16 protein-coding genes are annotated in these 16492 nt (G+C 36.9%); 5 read left to right on the top strand and 11 right to left on the bottom strand.

Features of this window, described 5'->3' with window-relative positions:
• Positions 1-39: 39 nt before the first annotated feature.
• Together H7A25_14455 and H7A25_14450 are read right to left on the bottom strand one after the other, a co-directional pair.
• Complete coding sequence (locus H7A25_14455; GenBank protein ID MCP5501106.1) at positions 40-510, bottom strand: hypothetical protein; 471 nt, start codon at positions 508-510, stop codon at positions 40-42.
• A 110-nt stretch (positions 511-620) separates the two neighbouring features.
• The gene (locus tag H7A25_14450) at positions 621-1334 is read right to left on the bottom strand and encodes a GerMN domain-containing protein (protein MCP5501105.1); all 714 of its coding nucleotides are present in this window, start codon (positions 1332-1334) and stop codon (positions 621-623) included.
• Between the two features lie 156 nt (positions 1335-1490).
• On the opposite strand from H7A25_14450, the gene H7A25_14445 reads away from it, so the two are divergent.
• Positions 1491-2177 (top strand): hypothetical protein, encoded by a 687-nt coding sequence (locus H7A25_14445; protein ID MCP5501104.1) that lies wholly within the window; start codon positions 1491-1493, stop codon positions 2175-2177.
• Here the strand turns inward: H7A25_14445 and H7A25_14440 are convergent.
• From H7A25_14440 to H7A25_14415, 6 genes are all read right to left on the bottom strand, one after another.
• Positions 2174-2773, bottom strand: a complete 600-nt coding sequence (locus H7A25_14440; GenBank protein MCP5501103.1) for a UbiX family flavin prenyltransferase — start codon at positions 2771-2773, stop codon at positions 2174-2176. The genes H7A25_14445 and H7A25_14440 overlap by 4 nt on opposite strands.
• Positions 2770-3675, bottom strand: coding sequence for a UbiA family prenyltransferase (locus H7A25_14435; GenBank protein MCP5501102.1), 906 nt, complete (start codon positions 3673-3675; stop codon positions 2770-2772). Before H7A25_14435 ends, H7A25_14440 begins: the two co-directional genes overlap by 4 nt.
• A 212-nt stretch (positions 3676-3887) precedes the next feature.
• Positions 3888-4136: a helix-turn-helix transcriptional regulator gene (locus tag H7A25_14430; GenBank protein ID MCP5501101.1), complete on the bottom strand. Its 249-nt coding sequence runs from the start codon at positions 4134-4136 to the stop codon at positions 3888-3890.
• 406 nt (positions 4137-4542) lie between these two features.
• Complete coding sequence (locus tag H7A25_14425; GenBank protein ID MCP5501100.1) at positions 4543-4983, bottom strand: hypothetical protein; 441 nt, start codon at positions 4981-4983, stop codon at positions 4543-4545.
• Positions 4984-4995: 12 nt separating this feature from the next.
• Positions 4996-5313, bottom strand: a complete 318-nt coding sequence (locus H7A25_14420; protein ID MCP5501099.1) for a TRL-like family protein — start codon at positions 5311-5313, stop codon at positions 4996-4998.
• 2 nt (positions 5314-5315) lie between these two features.
• On the bottom strand, positions 5316-5702 hold the full coding sequence (locus H7A25_14415) for a TRL-like family protein (protein MCP5501098.1): 387 nt from the start codon (positions 5700-5702) through the stop codon (positions 5316-5318).
• Between the two features lie 237 nt (positions 5703-5939).
• Between H7A25_14415 and H7A25_14410 the strand changes: the two genes are divergently transcribed.
• The 4 genes from H7A25_14410 to H7A25_14395 all read left to right on the top strand — a co-directional run bounded on the left by H7A25_14410 (position 5940) and on the right by H7A25_14395 (position 12657).
• Positions 5940-9200, top strand: coding sequence for a response regulator (locus H7A25_14410; protein MCP5501097.1), 3261 nt, complete (start codon positions 5940-5942; stop codon positions 9198-9200).
• Between the two features lie 171 nt (positions 9201-9371).
• Positions 9372-10871 (top strand): outer membrane protein transport protein, encoded by a 1500-nt coding sequence (locus tag H7A25_14405; protein MCP5501096.1) that lies wholly within the window; start codon positions 9372-9374, stop codon positions 10869-10871.
• Positions 10872-11084: 213 nt separating this feature from the next.
• On the top strand, positions 11085-11906 hold the full coding sequence (locus tag H7A25_14400; protein ID MCP5501095.1) for a hypothetical protein: 822 nt from the start codon (positions 11085-11087) through the stop codon (positions 11904-11906).
• Between the two features lie 148 nt (positions 11907-12054).
• On the top strand, positions 12055-12657 hold the full coding sequence (locus H7A25_14395) for a hypothetical protein (protein ID MCP5501094.1): 603 nt from the start codon (positions 12055-12057) through the stop codon (positions 12655-12657).
• 80 nt (positions 12658-12737) lie between these two features.
• Here H7A25_14395 and H7A25_14390 read toward each other — a convergent pair whose 3' ends face one another.
• The 3 genes from H7A25_14390 to H7A25_14380 form a co-directional block, all read right to left on the bottom strand.
• Positions 12738-13793, bottom strand: a complete 1056-nt coding sequence (locus H7A25_14390) for an SH3 domain-containing protein (GenBank protein MCP5501093.1) — start codon at positions 13791-13793, stop codon at positions 12738-12740.
• Positions 13794-13891: 98 nt separating this feature from the next.
• Complete coding sequence (locus H7A25_14385) at positions 13892-14419, bottom strand: hypothetical protein (GenBank protein MCP5501092.1); 528 nt, start codon at positions 14417-14419, stop codon at positions 13892-13894.
• A 108-nt stretch (positions 14420-14527) separates the two neighbouring features.
• A complete protein-coding gene (locus H7A25_14380) occupies positions 14528-16270 on the bottom strand; it encodes an AAA family ATPase (protein MCP5501091.1) in 1743 nt (580 codons plus the stop codon).
• Between the last annotated feature and the right edge of the window lie 222 nt (positions 16271-16492).

Raw genomic sequence — 16492 nt, 5'->3', positions numbered from 1 at the left:
AAATAATAAATTTATTAAATGTCCTCGACTTAACGTATCCTATTTAGAGGATGGATTTTTTCCCTTACTGTCACGAATTGTTTTCTGAAGCCGCTTGATTTTAACTTTTAAGCGATTAATCTTTTGTTCCAGTTTCTCAATTTTCTTACTGAGACGAATGATAGTTACATCTGTTTCTTTCTTTTGTTTGGAAGAACGGTTATCAATTGCTTTTCTTTCCGTTTTTAGCTCATTCTCTATTTGTTTTTGAGTTCTGGCAAGGTTGGAACTTTCCTTTTCGAGGATACGCTTTACTACAGCCTGATTATTGGAATAAACAATTTTATAGACCTTACTTTTGGAATAGACTTCAACTTTATCATCTGTTTTTATCTTAATGGATTCTGCATCGTGATCAATTACCTGCCCTTTTATCACTTTTCCATTTTTAAGAATAATTGTTTCTGATATTAGGGGTAGGGATAGAAAAACTAGTATATAAATTGATATGATTGCTACTTTTCTTAGCATTTTTTCCACCAGAATAAACAAAGCTTTATATTTTTTACTATCCTCTGTTAATAGACTTTCCTTGCAAACGAAAATATTTTTTTACTTTTGGTCACAGGATCGGCTTCGTTTTAAAAATCGATAACCTGTCTCGGATTCTTTTCTAGAATCGCCGGAATTTGAATCCGATGAGGGCCTAAGTAGCGGAGCTTTTTGTTGCCGATATGCAGGGATATTCCTTCTATTACACCTAAAGAAGTCAGGGTGTAAACGAGTTGATCCAATCTATCTTTCATGAGTTCAGGACCGGCTCCTTTTTCAAAAGTTTTATTGAAGGAGATGTATAGTATACCATTTTTCAGGCTCATTTTTCTGGAAACTTTTAAATTTCCCGGAAAGGTACTCAGGATTCCTTTTTCCTGTTCTGCTTCATTGGGTCCTTTGATTAAGGAACGAAGAGCTAGAAGTATATCCTTTTTAAGACTTCCTCTACTTTTCCGTTTGCTGCGAACCAGGTAAGAGCGGGTCTTATCACCCTTTCCATAGAATTTAAGATAGTAAACATCAATGTATTCTCGTTTATAGATTCCCTTATTTTTAGAAACCGGAACCTGTTCGGAAAAAGTAGAAATTCGTTCTGGATTTTGAGGATCGGATTGAAATAAAGAAGGGGCAGGTTTTCGGAAAATCTCAGATTCCGAAAATGTTGGTATATCTGAAGGGGGAGTCGTATTGAAAAAAGGAATTTTCCCGGGCTTCAGGCTCTTCTCTACTAAAACCAGGCTTACAAAACATACAAATAGGTATGCCAGCAAGTTTTTACCTATGTTTCTCTTTTCTGACACAGTATATTTTCGGTTGTTTTTTATTTTGGAATAAAATTTTATTGAATTCCTTTTTTCTTTTGATTTAATATCCAAAAAACCTGAAATTAGGTTCTAATAGGAATTTAAACCGTCTATTAGTAAGTAGGCGTATTAAACTGATCTAGGAGGAGAGTTATGTTTTTAGAAAAAGGATCTGAAAAAAATCCAACAGGAAATCTTATTCTTTACTGCTATGTTATCGGCGAAAATCCGTTTCAATCCGGCTGTGAAATTATAGCTTCCAATGTGGTAGTAAGTTATTTAAAAATAAATGATAATTTTCCGGTAGTTACCTTTCCTCCTGTTTCCTTTCCCGGCATAGAAGATCTCAAGAAGATTTTAATAGAAACGGGAGATATTCATGATGTAGCCCGTCTTCCTGATTTCCACATGCCGGAAGGCAAAGAAGAGGGAAATCGGTATATTCAGGAACGGATGGAACAATACAATAGTGTAGTAATGAAATATGTAGAATTTTGCAGAAACCAGGATAAAAAAACAGAGCCCGAGTTTCAATCCGAAAGTTTTGATCAATATATGAGTTCTTTAGCCCGGCTTTCTATTCAATATAGAAATTCGGAAGGCCTTGCCAGGGAAGCTGCGAGGATGAAGGTGGATAGGCTGGTTGACAAATTTGCAGTTCGATTCCCCCAATTGGATCTGGATAATTATATGAATGCTATTACTTATCCCGGTAAAAAAGGGGATGAACTGGCGAGTTTATACATTAAAAAATTCACTGCCATTTCGGAAGAAAATTATGAAACTGCCTTTCTTTTAAAAAAGCAAATTGAGAAATTGGAGTACGACGCTTCCTTTTAGACTTCCGGTTTCCAAACTGGGAAGAGAGTATTATCCAGTTCCAGCAGGTTAAAAATTCTTCCGGCTATAAAATCTCCGAGATCATCTAAGGATTTTGGCATCTGGTAAAAGCCCGGTGAAGCGGGTAGGATAATGGCTCCTGCTTCATCTAATTCCAGCATATTCCTGAGATGTATCCGATTATAGGGAGTTTCTCTCGGAACGAGAATAAGCCTTCTTCTTTCTTTTAAACTGACGTCAGCACAGCGCTCTATCAGGTTTTCTGTAATCCCGGAATGAATAGAAGCTACTGTTTTCATGGAACAGGGAACAATCACCATGGCTTTCCAGGTATTGGAACCGGAAGCAATGTCGGCACCTATATCTTTAAAAGGACGTATTCGAAATTCGTGATGAAGAGATTTTTCTTCACTCAGAACGTAGTCCAGTAATTCTTCCGTGTTATTTACCCTGCAATTGTATTCTTCTCGAAAGATCCGGATAGCAGCCGGGCTGGCTATCAAGTAACTTGTGCCTTCTACCTGTGAAAGAGCGCGGATGAATCTGCTTGCATAAATAGAACCGCTGGCACCTGCTATACCTATAACCAGCTTCATAGAAGACCAAACTTTTGTAGAAGAGGACCGCCCTTATCGAGGAGAATCCCAAGAAATAATATAATACTAATGGAAGCGTTAATATGAAAAAAGGCGATAGGAAGTTTACTCAAATCTTCCCTGGAAACCATGGAGTGTTCCAGAAGGAATAATACGGCAACAATACCGAGAAAAATGTAGTAAAACATTCCGAGTCCGGCATAGTAACCTGCGAGTAGAAGCAGGCTGAAGGAGAAGAGGTGGGATAATCTGGCAATCCAGAAAGAGGTATCGAGTCCAAATTTGGCTGGAATCGAGTAGAGACCTTCCTGTCTATCGAAGTCCATATCCTGCATGGCATATAAAATATCAAAACCGGCAATATGAAACATCAGGCCGAAAGACCAGAGGGCAGGTACCAGCTCTAACTTGTCGAGAATGGCTATCCAGGCACCGGAGGGAGCAATTCCGATTCCGAGGCCAAGAATGAAATGACAGAGAAAGGTGAAACGTTTACTGAGTGAATAGAAAAGGATGATAAAGAGGGCCGGAAAGGAAAGGAGGAAACATTTAAAATTTATCATGTATGAGCCAAAGAGAAAGAGAAGGGAGGAGAAAATTATAAAGGCGAGGGCTGCTTTTTCACTGATTTTGCCGGAGGGAAGTTCCCGAACTTTCGTTCTTTCATTTTTTTTGTCGAATTCCCTGTCAACATAACGGTTAAAGCCCATGGCTGCACTTCGGGCACTTACCATGCAGATAACAATCCAGAATAAAAGTTTTAAAGCTTCTTCTAAAGTAAGATTGGATTGGCTTAGAGCCATTACAGCCGAAAGCCCGGCGAAGGGCAGGGCGAAAAGGCTGTGAGAAAGTTTGATCATTTTACTATAATCACGAATAGAGGTGAATACACCGGTAGTCATAGATAGCTCCTAAAAGAGACCCTGCTTACCAGTTTTTAGAAGGTGATTATTTGAAAAGTAGAAATTGGTTTATACCCGGCTTTTTCAGCCGGGGCTAGAGGCTATCCTCTTAGTGTTGTCTTTTTCTTTGATTCATGAGATATAAAAACCCATGGATGCAGGGAAAAGCAACCAACAGAGCGATTGTGGAGTAAAGTGCTATGTTAAAAAACTCATTGTTCATTTTTTTTCTTCCTTTCTTTAGTAGTTTTTTTGTTTGAGTCAATTATCTCATATTCATCTGGCTTAAAAAACTCTGAAAAAATTTGCTCAACATTAGTGAAGCAGTATTTTATATCAAGTATTTTCGCAATCTTGATGTAGTATTTTAAGCTAACTTTTCCGCTTCCTTTCAGTATTCGGTGGATATGAGTTTTAGAAACTCCTGTTTGTTCCTCCAGTTTGTATACTGATAATTTCATTTTTTTTAGCCTTTCTCTTACTGCTTTTGAGAGGCTTTTTAAGTCTGTAAAGATCTCCTCTTTCTCTTTCTGTCCCATTAATGGGATATACCACAAATGGGATAAAATGCAAGTACTTTTTTATAATATTTCTAAAAAAAATTATAAAAAATGGAAACTGAAAAATCAGAGACTCCTTATTATGGCCTTTAATAGCGTTTTACGCCTGTCGAGCGAGTATTTTCCTGAAAGCAGAACCAAAAAGTGTGACAGAGAAATTTGGTTTAAATGCCGATTTTTGGGGAATTATTTATACGGAGTTCGGAAAAATTTCTTCCAGCTTTCTTTTTATATAACCCTGTAAATCATAAGTTTAACTTATGATTTACAGGGTTATCAAGAGCTTTTAAGGGTATTCAGCAGGTGGCTATTCTCCCCAGACGACAATGCAGTCTTTGGAATACAAAGTATAGATGGGAAAAATCTCGGTAGAATAGTGATCCACGACGGCAATTTTAGTAATTCCGGCGTTTGCCATAGCTTTCTTGATACTCGGGTTTCCCGAATGATACAGAGTGTTCAGAAGGAGAAAATTCTCAATGCAATCTTCTCCTTTTTTTTCCAGTTTTGCTGAACCCAGAGTTTTGGTATTTGTATTCGAACGCAGGTGCTGGCCTGTATCGATTGTAAGAACTGCCATATAGGGAGAGGTACTGTAATGACCATAACAGGCATTTAATCCCAGGGCAATAAACCCTATAAGAGCCTGTCTGAAAATGAAGCTACAGGCTCTTGCAGCTTGCCTTTTTTTAATAGATAAGTTTATTTTAGGACAGGCTGTAAGCCAAAATCTATTTATTAGTTTCATAATATTCTCCTTTTATTCTCCGCTTACGATTACACAAAAATCCGAATAGAGATATGTGAATATGCTCATAGTGGAATAATCAATACTTGCGATTCTGGTAATGTTATTGGCTTTAGCTACACTACCTGCCTGAGCGTCACCAAAAGATACGATTCCGAGTATCATCTTCTGACAGCCCGTAGCTTCTTTTTTGTATTCTACATCGTTGTTGGTATTATATTCCCCCGCAAAGGAATTGGAAGTAAATAGTAAGCCATGGGTAGGGCCTATTGCACAGTGGCTTATACCGATAGAAAATAGGAAAGCGAAAAGATAGCTTTTGAATTTCATGATTATTCTCCTTCGACAATCGTGCAGTGACTCTGGTAGATATAGCCGGCAAAGAAAGCTTCAATTTTATGAGATACAAATTTTATCTTTGTAATCTTTGCATTTCTTCTTGCGGTTCGAATACTGGAATCTCCAAGACTGATTAGCCATAAAATGGAACTGGAGCAGGCTTCTCCTTTAAGTGTAGCTTTTTCTACCTTATCGCCGATTTGTCCATCTACCGTATCGCTGTAGTACAGGGCTCCTCCTCTGATTTCGTAAGCATAGGCACCCGCATAATCCGGAACCGGGTGGGTGTTGGAAGTCCAGCGCAGGACCCCTGACATAAGATTTACTCCTGTACAATTCCAGAAGAACAAAAGAATGATACTAAAAATTAAGGTTTTCATAAATTCTCCTAACTTGATTTTTATAGAAGATATTTTTTTTGTAAAATATTTTTTAGATTTATGCTTAAAAGAAACTGAACTTTCTTTTATCGAGAATTAAAAATTACGCTGGACATTATTTCTAAATTGTAAATAAATTGTTGTAAAGAATATGGAATTAAAAAGCAAGCGAGTCCGATAGTTCGCCTGAATACAAATAAATCCCGACACAATACAGATATATGAGTACCTACTAAAATGTTCAGAATAATGTGTAAACTTACTTTCGTTTATATTTTTCTTTTTATACTATTTCCTCTATTTGCTTCACCGATAATTCATCTACAAAAAAATAAGGGGAAAATAACCATTGGAAAATCAATCGAGATACTGGAAGATAAAACCGGGGAATTAAGTTTTGAGGAAATTCTAAGTGATAAAAAAAGTAGAGCATTTCAAAAAAGTATATATGAATATTATAATATAGGTTTTTCTAATTCTATTTATTGGATAAAAATTACTATCTACAATGAAAGCGAACAAAAAGTTGAACGTCTATTGGAATTAGCGTCTCCATCTTTAGATTATATTGATTTTTTCCGTCTCTCCGTAAATGGAGAACCTGAGGTTGTGCACACCGGTTTAAAGAAGCCTTTTAATAGTCGAGAAATTCCTTATCAAAATTTTGTATTTCGTTTGAACCTGGAAGCAGCTCAAACGAAAACCTATTATATGAGAATTCAATCAGATAGTCCTATACAATTTCTTTTGTATATCTGGGAACCTGAGAGTTTTTGGATTGCCGTTAAGAATGAACGTTTTGTCTGGGGCGGATTTTTTGCTGTGATGTCTGTAATGTGCATTTATAATTTTTTTCTTTTTATCGGTATAAGGGATATAAATTACTTACTCTATGTATTACTCACATTTTTTTCCACCTTGTTTTTTATGAATTTTACCGGATTGGGTAATGAATATATTTGGACGGATTCTATCTGGTGGATTGACAGGGGACTCGCTGTGACCTTCGGTTTGAGTATGATAAACCTGCTTCTCTTCACTCTTCGTTTTTTACAAATAAAAGAATATGCACCAAGATTATTTAAATGGTTGAATCTCTTAATTAGTATTTTAGTAGTTTACGTTATTTCTGTATTAGTCTTCGGACAACAGGATTTCAGGAAGTTAATTCCTTCCTTAACCATCCTTTCCATAATTAGTTCTATTTTAGCAGGAATTATTTCTCTTTTAAAGGATTATAAGCCTGCCGGTTTTTTTGTTCTTGCCTGGCTAACTTTACTCTTGTCTATCATTCTTATAACTCTGCAACGCCTTGGAGTGTTACCGATTAACTTCATAACGGAATATTCGCTATATATAGGTATGATACTTCAAGCAGTACTCTTTTCTATTGCTCTTGCTAAAAGGATTGAGGTATTGAAAAAGGAAAAGGAAGAAGCTTTCTTTCGACTCAGCACCCTGGATAAAATGAAAGATGAGTTTCTTTCTAATACTTCGCACGAACTACGAACCCCTCTAAATGGTATTATTGGCATAGCTGAATCCCTGGTGGATGGTATTGCGGGAGAATTAAATGAATCAGCAAAGAACAATTTGTTTATAATTATTCATAGCGGTAAAAGACTTTCGAGTCTTGTAAATGATATATTAGATTTCAATAAGTTAAAAAACAACGAAATTCAATTACAATGGAAAACTATCAGAATTAAAGATATTGTGGATATAGTATTTCTTTTATCCCGACCTCTTATTGGAAGTAAATCGATTCAGCTTCTGAATTGCATACCGGAAAATATTTATGTGCGAGCAGATGAAAATCGTTTACAACAAATTTTGCATAACCTGACAGGAAATGCAATCAAGTTTACAGAAGAAGGAAAAATCGAAGCTTTATATTTGCCTCAGGATTCAGATAAAAAGTTTTATCAGTTTGCAATAGTCGATACAGGTATCGGAATTCCGGAGGATAAGTTCGATGCAATTTTTTTGTCCTTTGAGCAGGGGGATGCTTCTATAGAAAGAAGATATGGTGGAACCGGTATAGGCTTATCTATTAGCAGGCAACTACTGGAACTTCATGGAGGAAAAATTCATGTAGAATCGAAGTTAAAAGAAGGATCTAAATTTATTTTTTCTTTGATAGCTGCAAAGCCGGAGGATGGTTCGGAAACCGAAAAATATATAGAAAATGTAGAGTATAGGGAACTATCAATAACTGATATATTACGAAAAAAAGATATAGTAAAAATAGAAGGTAATGTGGCTAAAATTTTGATTGTAGACGATGAAATTGTCAATCTACAGGTCATCGAAAACCAACTTTCTTTACATGGTTTTATTGTATATAAATCGAGTAGTGGAGAAGAGGCTTTAAGGATGATACCTGAAATTCAACCGGATTTAATTCTTTTGGACATAATGATGCCTCGCCTTTCCGGGTATGAAGTTTGCCGAAAATTACGGCAGATATATAAACCAAACGAGTTACCGATTATCTTTTTATCTGCGAAGTCTCAAATGGAAGCTATCATCCATGGTTTTGAACAGGGAGGGAATGATTATATGATAAAACCCTTTAATAAAGATGAACTAAGACAACGTGTAACTACCCATATACATTTAACGAAAGTCTTTAAAATGACGAATCAATTTTTTCCTGAGGAGTATTTGAAATTTTTATCACTCTCAAGCGTACTGGATATACAATTGGGAAAATATATTAAGAAAGATATGTCTATCATGTTTATTGATATTCGATCGTATACGAGTATTTCGGAGAAAATGAATATCGAAGAGAATTTTACCTTCATTAATCAATTTCTTGAGTATATCACTCCGGCCATAAGAAATAATGAAGGACTTGTGAATCAGTATTTGGGTGATGGTTTAATGATAATTTTTCCCGGGGCTGTCGAAACGGGAGTTCATTCTGCAATATCGGTCTTAGAAGGTATCCGCTTATTTAATAAGAAATTGGAAGAAGAAGGAAAAGAAGCCATACGTGTTGGAATTGGTATCAACTATGGAGAAGTTGCTTTCGGTATCATTGGGAGTAAATATCGTAAATCTGGCAATGTTATTTCTGATACTGTAAATCTTGCAGCCAGAATGGAAGGTTTGACCAAGTTCTATGATTGTACTGTAATTATTAGTGAATACATATATACTAAAATTTTGAATAAATCCTTATATCCCATTCGTTATTTAGACAAAGTTAGAGCTAAAGGAAAAACAAAACCCGTAAAAATTTATGAACTTATTACAGGTGGAGATCCTGCTATGGAACAGCAAAAACTTGATACTATGCGTGATTATGATAAAGGTATTCAATTCTATTTAGAGGGTGAATATGATGAAGCTCTAAAAGTTTTCAAAGAATTAAATACGTCCCCAAAAAAAGATAGGCTTATAGAAATCTACCAGGAAAGAATTGCTGAGATTATACAAAAGGGTATACCAAAAGATTGGGATGGAAGCTTTGAGCATCATACAAAATAGGCTGGCTTATTAATTGATAGTATGCTTTTTATCAGTGATAAAAAACATATTATGAGAGGGGAATTATTGTTTAAAAAATCGATTTTTATGCTTCTCCTTCGATGTATAGGTGTAAAAGACTAACTTTTGTGTTTTGCACCTATATTACATTGATAACAGAAGGTGGAAGCCATGATATTAAGAACAATATTTGGTAAGACATTAAAACTTGTTTTGAGTATAGTATTTATTTTTGTTTCCTTTCCTTTGTTTGCAACTAATGGAATGTTAATGACTGCCTATAGTGCAAAATATGCAGGGATGGGTGGTGCCGGTCTTGCCATTGGTGGGACTATAATGGACCTGGAGTCCAATCCGGCTCACTTAGCCAGGATAAAAAAAACTACCGGTAGTACTGCGATTTTGGAAGGAGGCTTTGCGGCTCTTATTCCAAAACTTTACTATAAAGATTCTCAGTTTGATGATAATTCCAATAGCGGACTTGTTTATACCAATAGTAGAAAATCAGAGCCGGCTGTTTTCCCTATGCCTTATGGAGGTTTTGCGCAGGCAATCGGTGATAATATGGGTTGGGGGATTGCCTTTTATGCACAGGGAGGAATGGGGGCTCACTTTAAGAATAATTTACGTAATACTCCGAACCGGGGAACCTTGAATGAAGTAATGAGCGGTATGACAGGATCAACGGTCAACCTTCCTATGATTGGTAATCTAAGGCAGATGAGTGAAAGCACCTATTCTAACTTTGGTTATGCCAAGATTACACCCGGATTTGCTATGAAGTTTGGTAATTTAAGTGTGGGTCTCGGATTCGATGTGGGGATGGCCAAGATGGAATGGAGATGGACTTTCAGCGATCCTTTCGGAATGATGGAATTTCCGGGTGCCGGGTATCGTTATAAAAGTGATGTGGCCTTAGGTTATGCTGGTAAAATAGGTTTTGTATACGATCTGAGTGATCACCTTTCATTAGCTTATGCTTATAGTTCAGGTGCTAAGCTTAATTTGAATGGTAAGATCAGCGTAAATGCAGGAAATGCGGATGCTACCCAGGCCGGTCTGGTTCCCGTTTCCATGTATCTAAACTATCCCGAAAGACATGCTACCGGAATAGCCTATAATACCGGGGGAGACGGAACCGGTTTAACTATCGGATTTAATGTTTCGTATATAAAATGGGCTAGTGCTATTAATACGGTTGAGTTTAAAATTCCTATGCCTTATATATCCACTCCCATGGGAAACAAGATTTCTGAATTAGCCTTTAATATGAAATGGAGAGACCAAACTGTTTTTGCTCTCGGGTTTGAGTATAAACCTTCTAAGGATTCTGTTGCTTATAGGTTGGGTTACAATTACGGAAGAAGCCCTGTAACTGCAGATGGGATTAACCCACTTTTTCCTGCGGTTTCCGAACACCATGCTTCTACAGGACTGGGTTTTACGTTTGGAGGCCTGGAACTGGATTTAGCTGTTGAGTATGCGTTTCCGAATACGGTAAAAGGGAATGACATGTCTGATTGGGATATGTTGCATGCATTTTATCTGACTCCTGGTGCCTCGACCCCGGGCACCCAGGAATTTCTGGCTGCTTTTAAGAACATATACTATAACCACAGTGTGAAAATGGAGCAGATTACAACCCAGGTGGGTATACGATATAAATTTTAATATTCCTCCGGGTATATAGAAGCTACATTGCAGGTGAGTATTTTTGTTCTCGCCTGCAATTTTTCATTTTTTTAACCATTCATCCCCCTATATCACCATCCGTCCCAATAAATTTGAACGCAGTGTCAGGAAATGTTAGAGTAGAAGTATACAGCGGGAGGGAATTTTCTTCCTGCGGAAAAAGTAAATAAATGAAATAACCGGAGAAAGAAAATGAAAACTTTAAAATTAAAACTAATCACCCTAATGGCTTTTGGACTCTTCTTTGCCAGTTCCCTCTCAGCCGGAACTATTTATGTATTCGTTCATGGAAAATCTGATAAAAACCATAACGGAACAGGAACTACCGATGTAAATGGTTACTGGGGAAGTTCTGCAAATGCAGTCAGTGGAACCAAGTATTTTGTAGGTTATGATGGAACAACCGACCCTCGCACCTATGGAACTGCCAGGGCGCAAACCAACCTCACAACTGTAATGAACCAGAGATGTAAGGGTGCTGATACCTGTAAAATTATCTGCCACAGTGCCGGATGTTATGCAACTGAATACTGGTTAGATAAGTTAGGTGCCAGTGCTGCAAGTAAAGGCTACAAGATATCCGGAGTTACAGCTCTTGCTGCTGCTTCCGGTGGTTCTGAACTGGCCAGTGCTCTGAATGGACTCACCTTTGGCTTTGCCGGAAATGCAATGGATAAGTCTCTGATTGTAAATACAGCCAGATCTTCTTTCAATCACAATGACACAGCCGGAGTAACTGTAGCCCATGTTCCCGGATACAAAGGAATGTTTGGAGCTTCTGCTATCCTTCCCGGTGAAGATGACTACGCTGTAGCTTATCACTCTTCCTGCGGATATAATACTGCCGGTGGCTTAAGCAAATGTCAGAGTTCTTTAACTCAGTATGAGGGAATCTGGCCTTTTGGTTCTAACAAAACCTACAAGCAGTTTAGCGGACATACAAGAGCTCCTTCTGTTGGTTCCGCCGGTCTTTACAAAAACCACAGCGAAATCAAAAATGATGGCTGGAGATAAGAAGAACAGAAGATAATAGGAACAAACGAAAGAGAAAGAAAAGGTGGAGCAATCGCTTCACCTTTTTTATGTACGGAGACAAATGAAATTATTACATTACCCCGAATTAAGCTTGCTTGAAATTTAATTCTCTTTTGTATATATGAACATGTACGAAACAAATTGTAAAAATTGTGGTGGCCTTTTGAAAGAGTCCGCCAATAAAGAACATCTAATTTGTGAATTTTGTAATTCAACTTATCCCAATCTGCATAAGGCAAAGAAGCCTGTTCTTCTTGTATCTGTTTTTTTTCTTCTGATCTGCATGGTAGTAGCACTAGGATTTTTTTATTTCAAGCCATCTTCTGCTTTAGAACCTGCTTTTCATTTGTACAAAGATTTACCGGGAGATGCAGGGGCTAAGATTCCTATAAAATTAGTTAAGGATTTTATTGGATATATGCTGGCAACAAATCAAACAGAGATGAAAAACTTAGTCTCTCCCAAATTTATAAAAGAAAATGATGTGTTTTATAATAGATTAAAAATTAATTCTTTTACGGCTTCTGACTATAAAATTTTATCTTATGAGAATGGTATTGTTACGGCACTGCTGGGAAGTCGGTCTCATTCTCAAGTATTCTGGTATAAAGTTCAATTTCTGATCGTGAAAGAAAAAGGAAATTTATATATACTTCCTTCTGAAAAAAAATGGGGTGGGTACTCTGATCCCTGGATTTCATTCAGCCATTATAAAACTGAATCAGAATAATCATTCCTAAATTATCTTCTACTATAAGAACATTAGCAGACAGAAGAGTATTTCTTTCTCCTGTCTGTTTTGTTTACTGTTTATTCACCCGGTCCGGAGCACTGTGCGTAATCTGATTCGATCTTATCTACCATTCGAAAAGACCATTTTTTATTTGCATTTTGCTCGATTACAAGTGATATCCCTGTTGATTCAAAAATCTTCATTTCAGCACCAAAATCCGCTACAGTCATTTTTTCAGAACTCAAATCTCCTTTTTTCAGCATTTCTTCAAAGGCAGATTTTGCTCCTGCAACCTCAGGACCGGCACCACAAAAACAACCAAACCTTAAGACGCAACCGGAAAGGTTACTTAGAGCCACTGCATCTTTTTTCTGTATAGCGGTTTTTATAAAGGAAATAGCTAAATTGGCATTGGCAAACTCCATAGGTTTTTCATTTTTTCCCTTGCAACTTTCCAGTTTTAAAGACTCTTTGCAGATCTGAAACTTTAAATCACCCAGAAGATAATATTTGGAACGAGAGTTTTCATCATCCCCGGAACTTTGCTTGATTTCACCCAGAAGGCTTTCTGACTTCTTGAATAGGGTGATAGCTTTTTCGCGGGAATTATTTCTGACTTGTAGGGCTTTTCGATAATTACTGATAGCTTCGGTATAATTCTTTTTCTCAGTTGCATTGCTAAACTCCTTCGCGGCCTCTTCAAGGTACTCCAGATTTTTCATTACATCTTCTTCGAGTATCGTTTTTACGAGAAAGCCTCCGAAAGCCCAGCCTTCCTGCTTATGATACTGCACTTTCATCCACTTGCCGGTGGCTCCGGAAATTGTCTGGGTTTCCGATTTCTTTTCCAGAACTTTCACCTTGGCTGCATAGGGAATCAGACCAAGTTTTTTTCCTGAAGTTGAAGCTTCGGATCTCATGAATAAACCGCTTTTAGTGCTTACATAGCGGTATTTTTCTTTTTCCGTTTGACTTGAAATGTATGTGCTTCCTTTCTTCGAGGGTGCTTCTTCTTTCTTCGAAGAAGAGGAAGGAGGAGTCTCGACATTTTTTTGGGGTTTGTTTTTTTTACAGACGGTAGTAATGAGTGTTAGGCTCAAAAGTAATGTGATAGAAATCAGTTTTTGTTTCATATCTGGTTGTATCCTTTAAAATCGTTTTTTTCATAAGAAGATTCTACTGAAAAGGTGTCAATTTTTTTTGGAGACCTTTGAAAGTGCCGAACGGAGTTCTACCAGAGTAAGCTTTTTCTGTCTATCATCTTCTGCTCACTCGATGTAATCGACTCATTTTTATGCTTTTTATACTCAGTGAAAAGTTGAACTAATTTTTCATGAGTCCAGATACTATTGTCGAACAAGGTACCCAGTTTATTCTGGTTTTGATAAAAAACTAAACTACTATAACGACCTTTTCCCACATTAACTTTCAACTCAAGATGGAATTCTTGCAAAGATAGTTCGAGAATTTTCTTTTCGTCTTTATAAAAAATTTCCATGCTCAGCCAATCATTGGCCTTCAGACGTATACTCTGCATATAAAAAATGGCACGCCTGTAAAAGATGAATTCATTTACCAGAAGTCCTATCATAACAACAATCGTTCCGAAAAGAAAGAAATCAGCTTTTGTAAAAAGCCAGATGACAAATACTACTACAGCCTGAATGCTCATTACAACGAGAAAAAGTTGTGATTTTTCGAGAACTCGCTTTTTAAAGGGTAAATAGTCTAGATGAAATTCAAAATTTTGATCTTCCATACTGTCATGCTCAGAAACGAGATTCAGATAGCAATCCAAATTTATAGAGAGTTGAAGCTGAGCCGGAAACTCTATTAAAAATAGTAGGAATGGAGAAATAGGGGTTGATTAAATTACCTCGATAATCTCACTTTCTTTGGTATAATTAACGATTACCACAAGGGCCTTTGTGTTTTTGTTTTTAGGCTGGAAGTTTTCTACATAGATTTTATGGTAATCCTTTACCTGTTCAATTGCTTTAGAACGAATCTCTTCTGCCCTGTGACTTTTTTCTTTATTAATATATTTTAATTCTATAATATAGTGATATTTTACGTAATCATAGAATGCCGGATTGCCTTCGTATAAAAGATCGATTCTTTTACCACCAGGGAGTTCCCTTTCCGAAATAATATTATACAAACCGCTGAATGTGAAATACGCTACCATCATAAACTTAATGTGTTTTTCAGAATGGTCGGAGAAATCATAATTAGAAAGCTTTTTTCCGTAGAACTCGGAAATGAGAAGCTTCAGTTTATCAATGGTTCCACTTTCTGCCATGTCAGCTATCACATCATGCAATAGCTTTACATCAAAAGCAATGTTTTTCTCGATTCGTAAAAACATCTGTAAATATTCCCAGAACAGTTTTTGAATCACATAGTTAGGAACCTGAAATGTATTGGGGATCTTAGATTTTGTTAATAGTCCGAGATAGAAAAGTAAAGAATTTAATTCCTGGTGACCGAACCTGTGCTTAAATGTAAATCTTTCCACCAGATTGAACCTCACCGTCTGTTCCGCAATCAGGCTTTCAATTGTCTTTTGCAACTCTTCTTCTCCACTGACCCCGACAATAAGCCCCTGTAACTTTTCGTAATCAGTCTTTACATTCATGTCGAGAATCTCTTCCGGATAACCATGCCTTTGAAATTTCTCAATAAAATATAATACCATATCTGTATTGAAAAGAGTTGTTTTGCTGGAAGGCGAAAAGAGATAACCATTATAGAAGTAAGTTAGATCTGAGATGACCTTCTCTCGATTGTTTTGTTTGTAACAATGTGGTGGAAGCTGATCTAAAATAGAATTCACTTCTTCTGTCGTGAAACCAAGCATTTCATTAAAATCCATGTCCGTTGTCATATTGGTCATGATATTAAAACCGCTGGATAATTCATCGAGCATGATGGGGGAAACACCGGTCATGAAGAAACGTTCCAGAACTCCCGAATCGCTACCAATTTTAAGTTTTTCATAAAAATGCCTGACAAAACCGGAACGTTCACCACCACTCTCTCGGGAAATGAAAAGCGGCGTGGCATCCCTTCCTTCTGCTACAAGCGTATTTACAAAGTGGTCGTATTCATCGATTAGAACATAGATTTTATGCTGGCTACCTTCGAGCTTTTTTAAGATAAAACTTATCATATCGGCAGCAGGAATTTCCATAAAAAGTTCCTGAGCCTGTTCCAGAGTTTTTTCTGGAAAAAAACGTTTATATGCTGTTAAGAATATTTCTATAAAAGTGGAAACACTGCGGTTAAAACTTTTCCTTAGTTCCTCCTCATTATCACCCCGAATTCCTGAGAAATTGAGATAAAGTGTAAGATAAGTATTTCGTAATTCAGTCGGGTTCTTCTGGATGTAGAGATCGGCAAAGAGTTTATCAAACTTGTCTTTGGAATTGATATCGTAGTAGGATTTCAGGAGGCTTAGCCACAGGCTTTTACCAAAACGACGTGGGCGGATGAAGAAAAACTTTTTAATACTCTCCATTTTAGGAATAAACTGGGTTTTATCCATGAATAGATTCTTGCTATTTCTTAAATTTTCAAAATTCCCTTCGCCATAGCCTATGCTTAACATAGAGACAGTGTAGAAGATATAGCCGTGTCTGTCAATGGTTATTCATACAGCTCTTGATCCCGTTTTTACCCAAACTTACTACTGTCCTATCCGGGATTTTGATATTTCGCCTTATTGGAATAGTTCCTTTTTTTAAGAATTACAGGATTTGCTTAAACAATCAGCCAAATTTTTTTATTTATTTTTGCTGCAAAAGCAATTGACAGACTTTCAGCTCAAGAA

It is taken from the genome of Leptospiraceae bacterium, assembly GCA_024233835.1.
In the GTDB taxonomy this organism is placed as follows: domain Bacteria; phylum Spirochaetota; class Leptospiria; order Leptospirales; family Leptospiraceae; genus JACKPC01.
The sequence above is the reverse complement of the archived record's forward strand: the minus strand, read 5'-3'. Positions and strand labels throughout refer to the sequence as shown.

Coding starts and splice junctions, on each gene's coding strand:
- H7A25_14390 (MCP5501093.1), bottom strand. CDS start 13,793: ATGAAACAAAAACTGATTTCTATCACATTACTTTTGAGCCTAACACTC.
- H7A25_14425 (MCP5501100.1), bottom strand. CDS start 4,983: ATGAAACTAATAAATAGATTTTGGCTTACAGCCTGTCCTAAAATAAAC.
- H7A25_14410 (MCP5501097.1), top strand. CDS start 5,940: ATGTTCAGAATAATGTGTAAACTTACTTTCGTTTATATTTTTCTTTTT.
- H7A25_14430 (MCP5501101.1), bottom strand. CDS start 4,136: ATGAAATTATCAGTATACAAACTGGAGGAACAAACAGGAGTTTCTAAA.
- H7A25_14395 (MCP5501094.1), top strand. CDS start 12,055: ATGTACGAAACAAATTGTAAAAATTGTGGTGGCCTTTTGAAAGAGTCC.
- H7A25_14445 (MCP5501104.1), top strand. CDS start 1,491: ATGTTTTTAGAAAAAGGATCTGAAAAAAATCCAACAGGAAATCTTATT.
- H7A25_14380 (MCP5501091.1), bottom strand. CDS start 16,270: ATGTTAAGCATAGGCTATGGCGAAGGGAATTTTGAAAATTTAAGAAAT.
- H7A25_14435 (MCP5501102.1), bottom strand. CDS start 3,675: ATGACTACCGGTGTATTCACCTCTATTCGTGATTATAGTAAAATGATC.
- H7A25_14420 (MCP5501099.1), bottom strand. CDS start 5,313: ATGAAATTCAAAAGCTATCTTTTCGCTTTCCTATTTTCTATCGGTATA.
- H7A25_14455 (MCP5501106.1), bottom strand. CDS start 510: ATGCTAAGAAAAGTAGCAATCATATCAATTTATATACTAGTTTTTCTA.
- H7A25_14400 (MCP5501095.1), top strand. CDS start 11,085: ATGAAAACTTTAAAATTAAAACTAATCACCCTAATGGCTTTTGGACTC.
- H7A25_14385 (MCP5501092.1), bottom strand. CDS start 14,419: ATGGAAGATCAAAATTTTGAATTTCATCTAGACTATTTACCCTTTAAA.
- H7A25_14405 (MCP5501096.1), top strand. CDS start 9,372: ATGATATTAAGAACAATATTTGGTAAGACATTAAAACTTGTTTTGAGT.
- H7A25_14440 (MCP5501103.1), bottom strand. CDS start 2,773: ATGAAGCTGGTTATAGGTATAGCAGGTGCCAGCGGTTCTATTTATGCA.
- H7A25_14415 (MCP5501098.1), bottom strand. CDS start 5,702: ATGAAAACCTTAATTTTTAGTATCATTCTTTTGTTCTTCTGGAATTGT.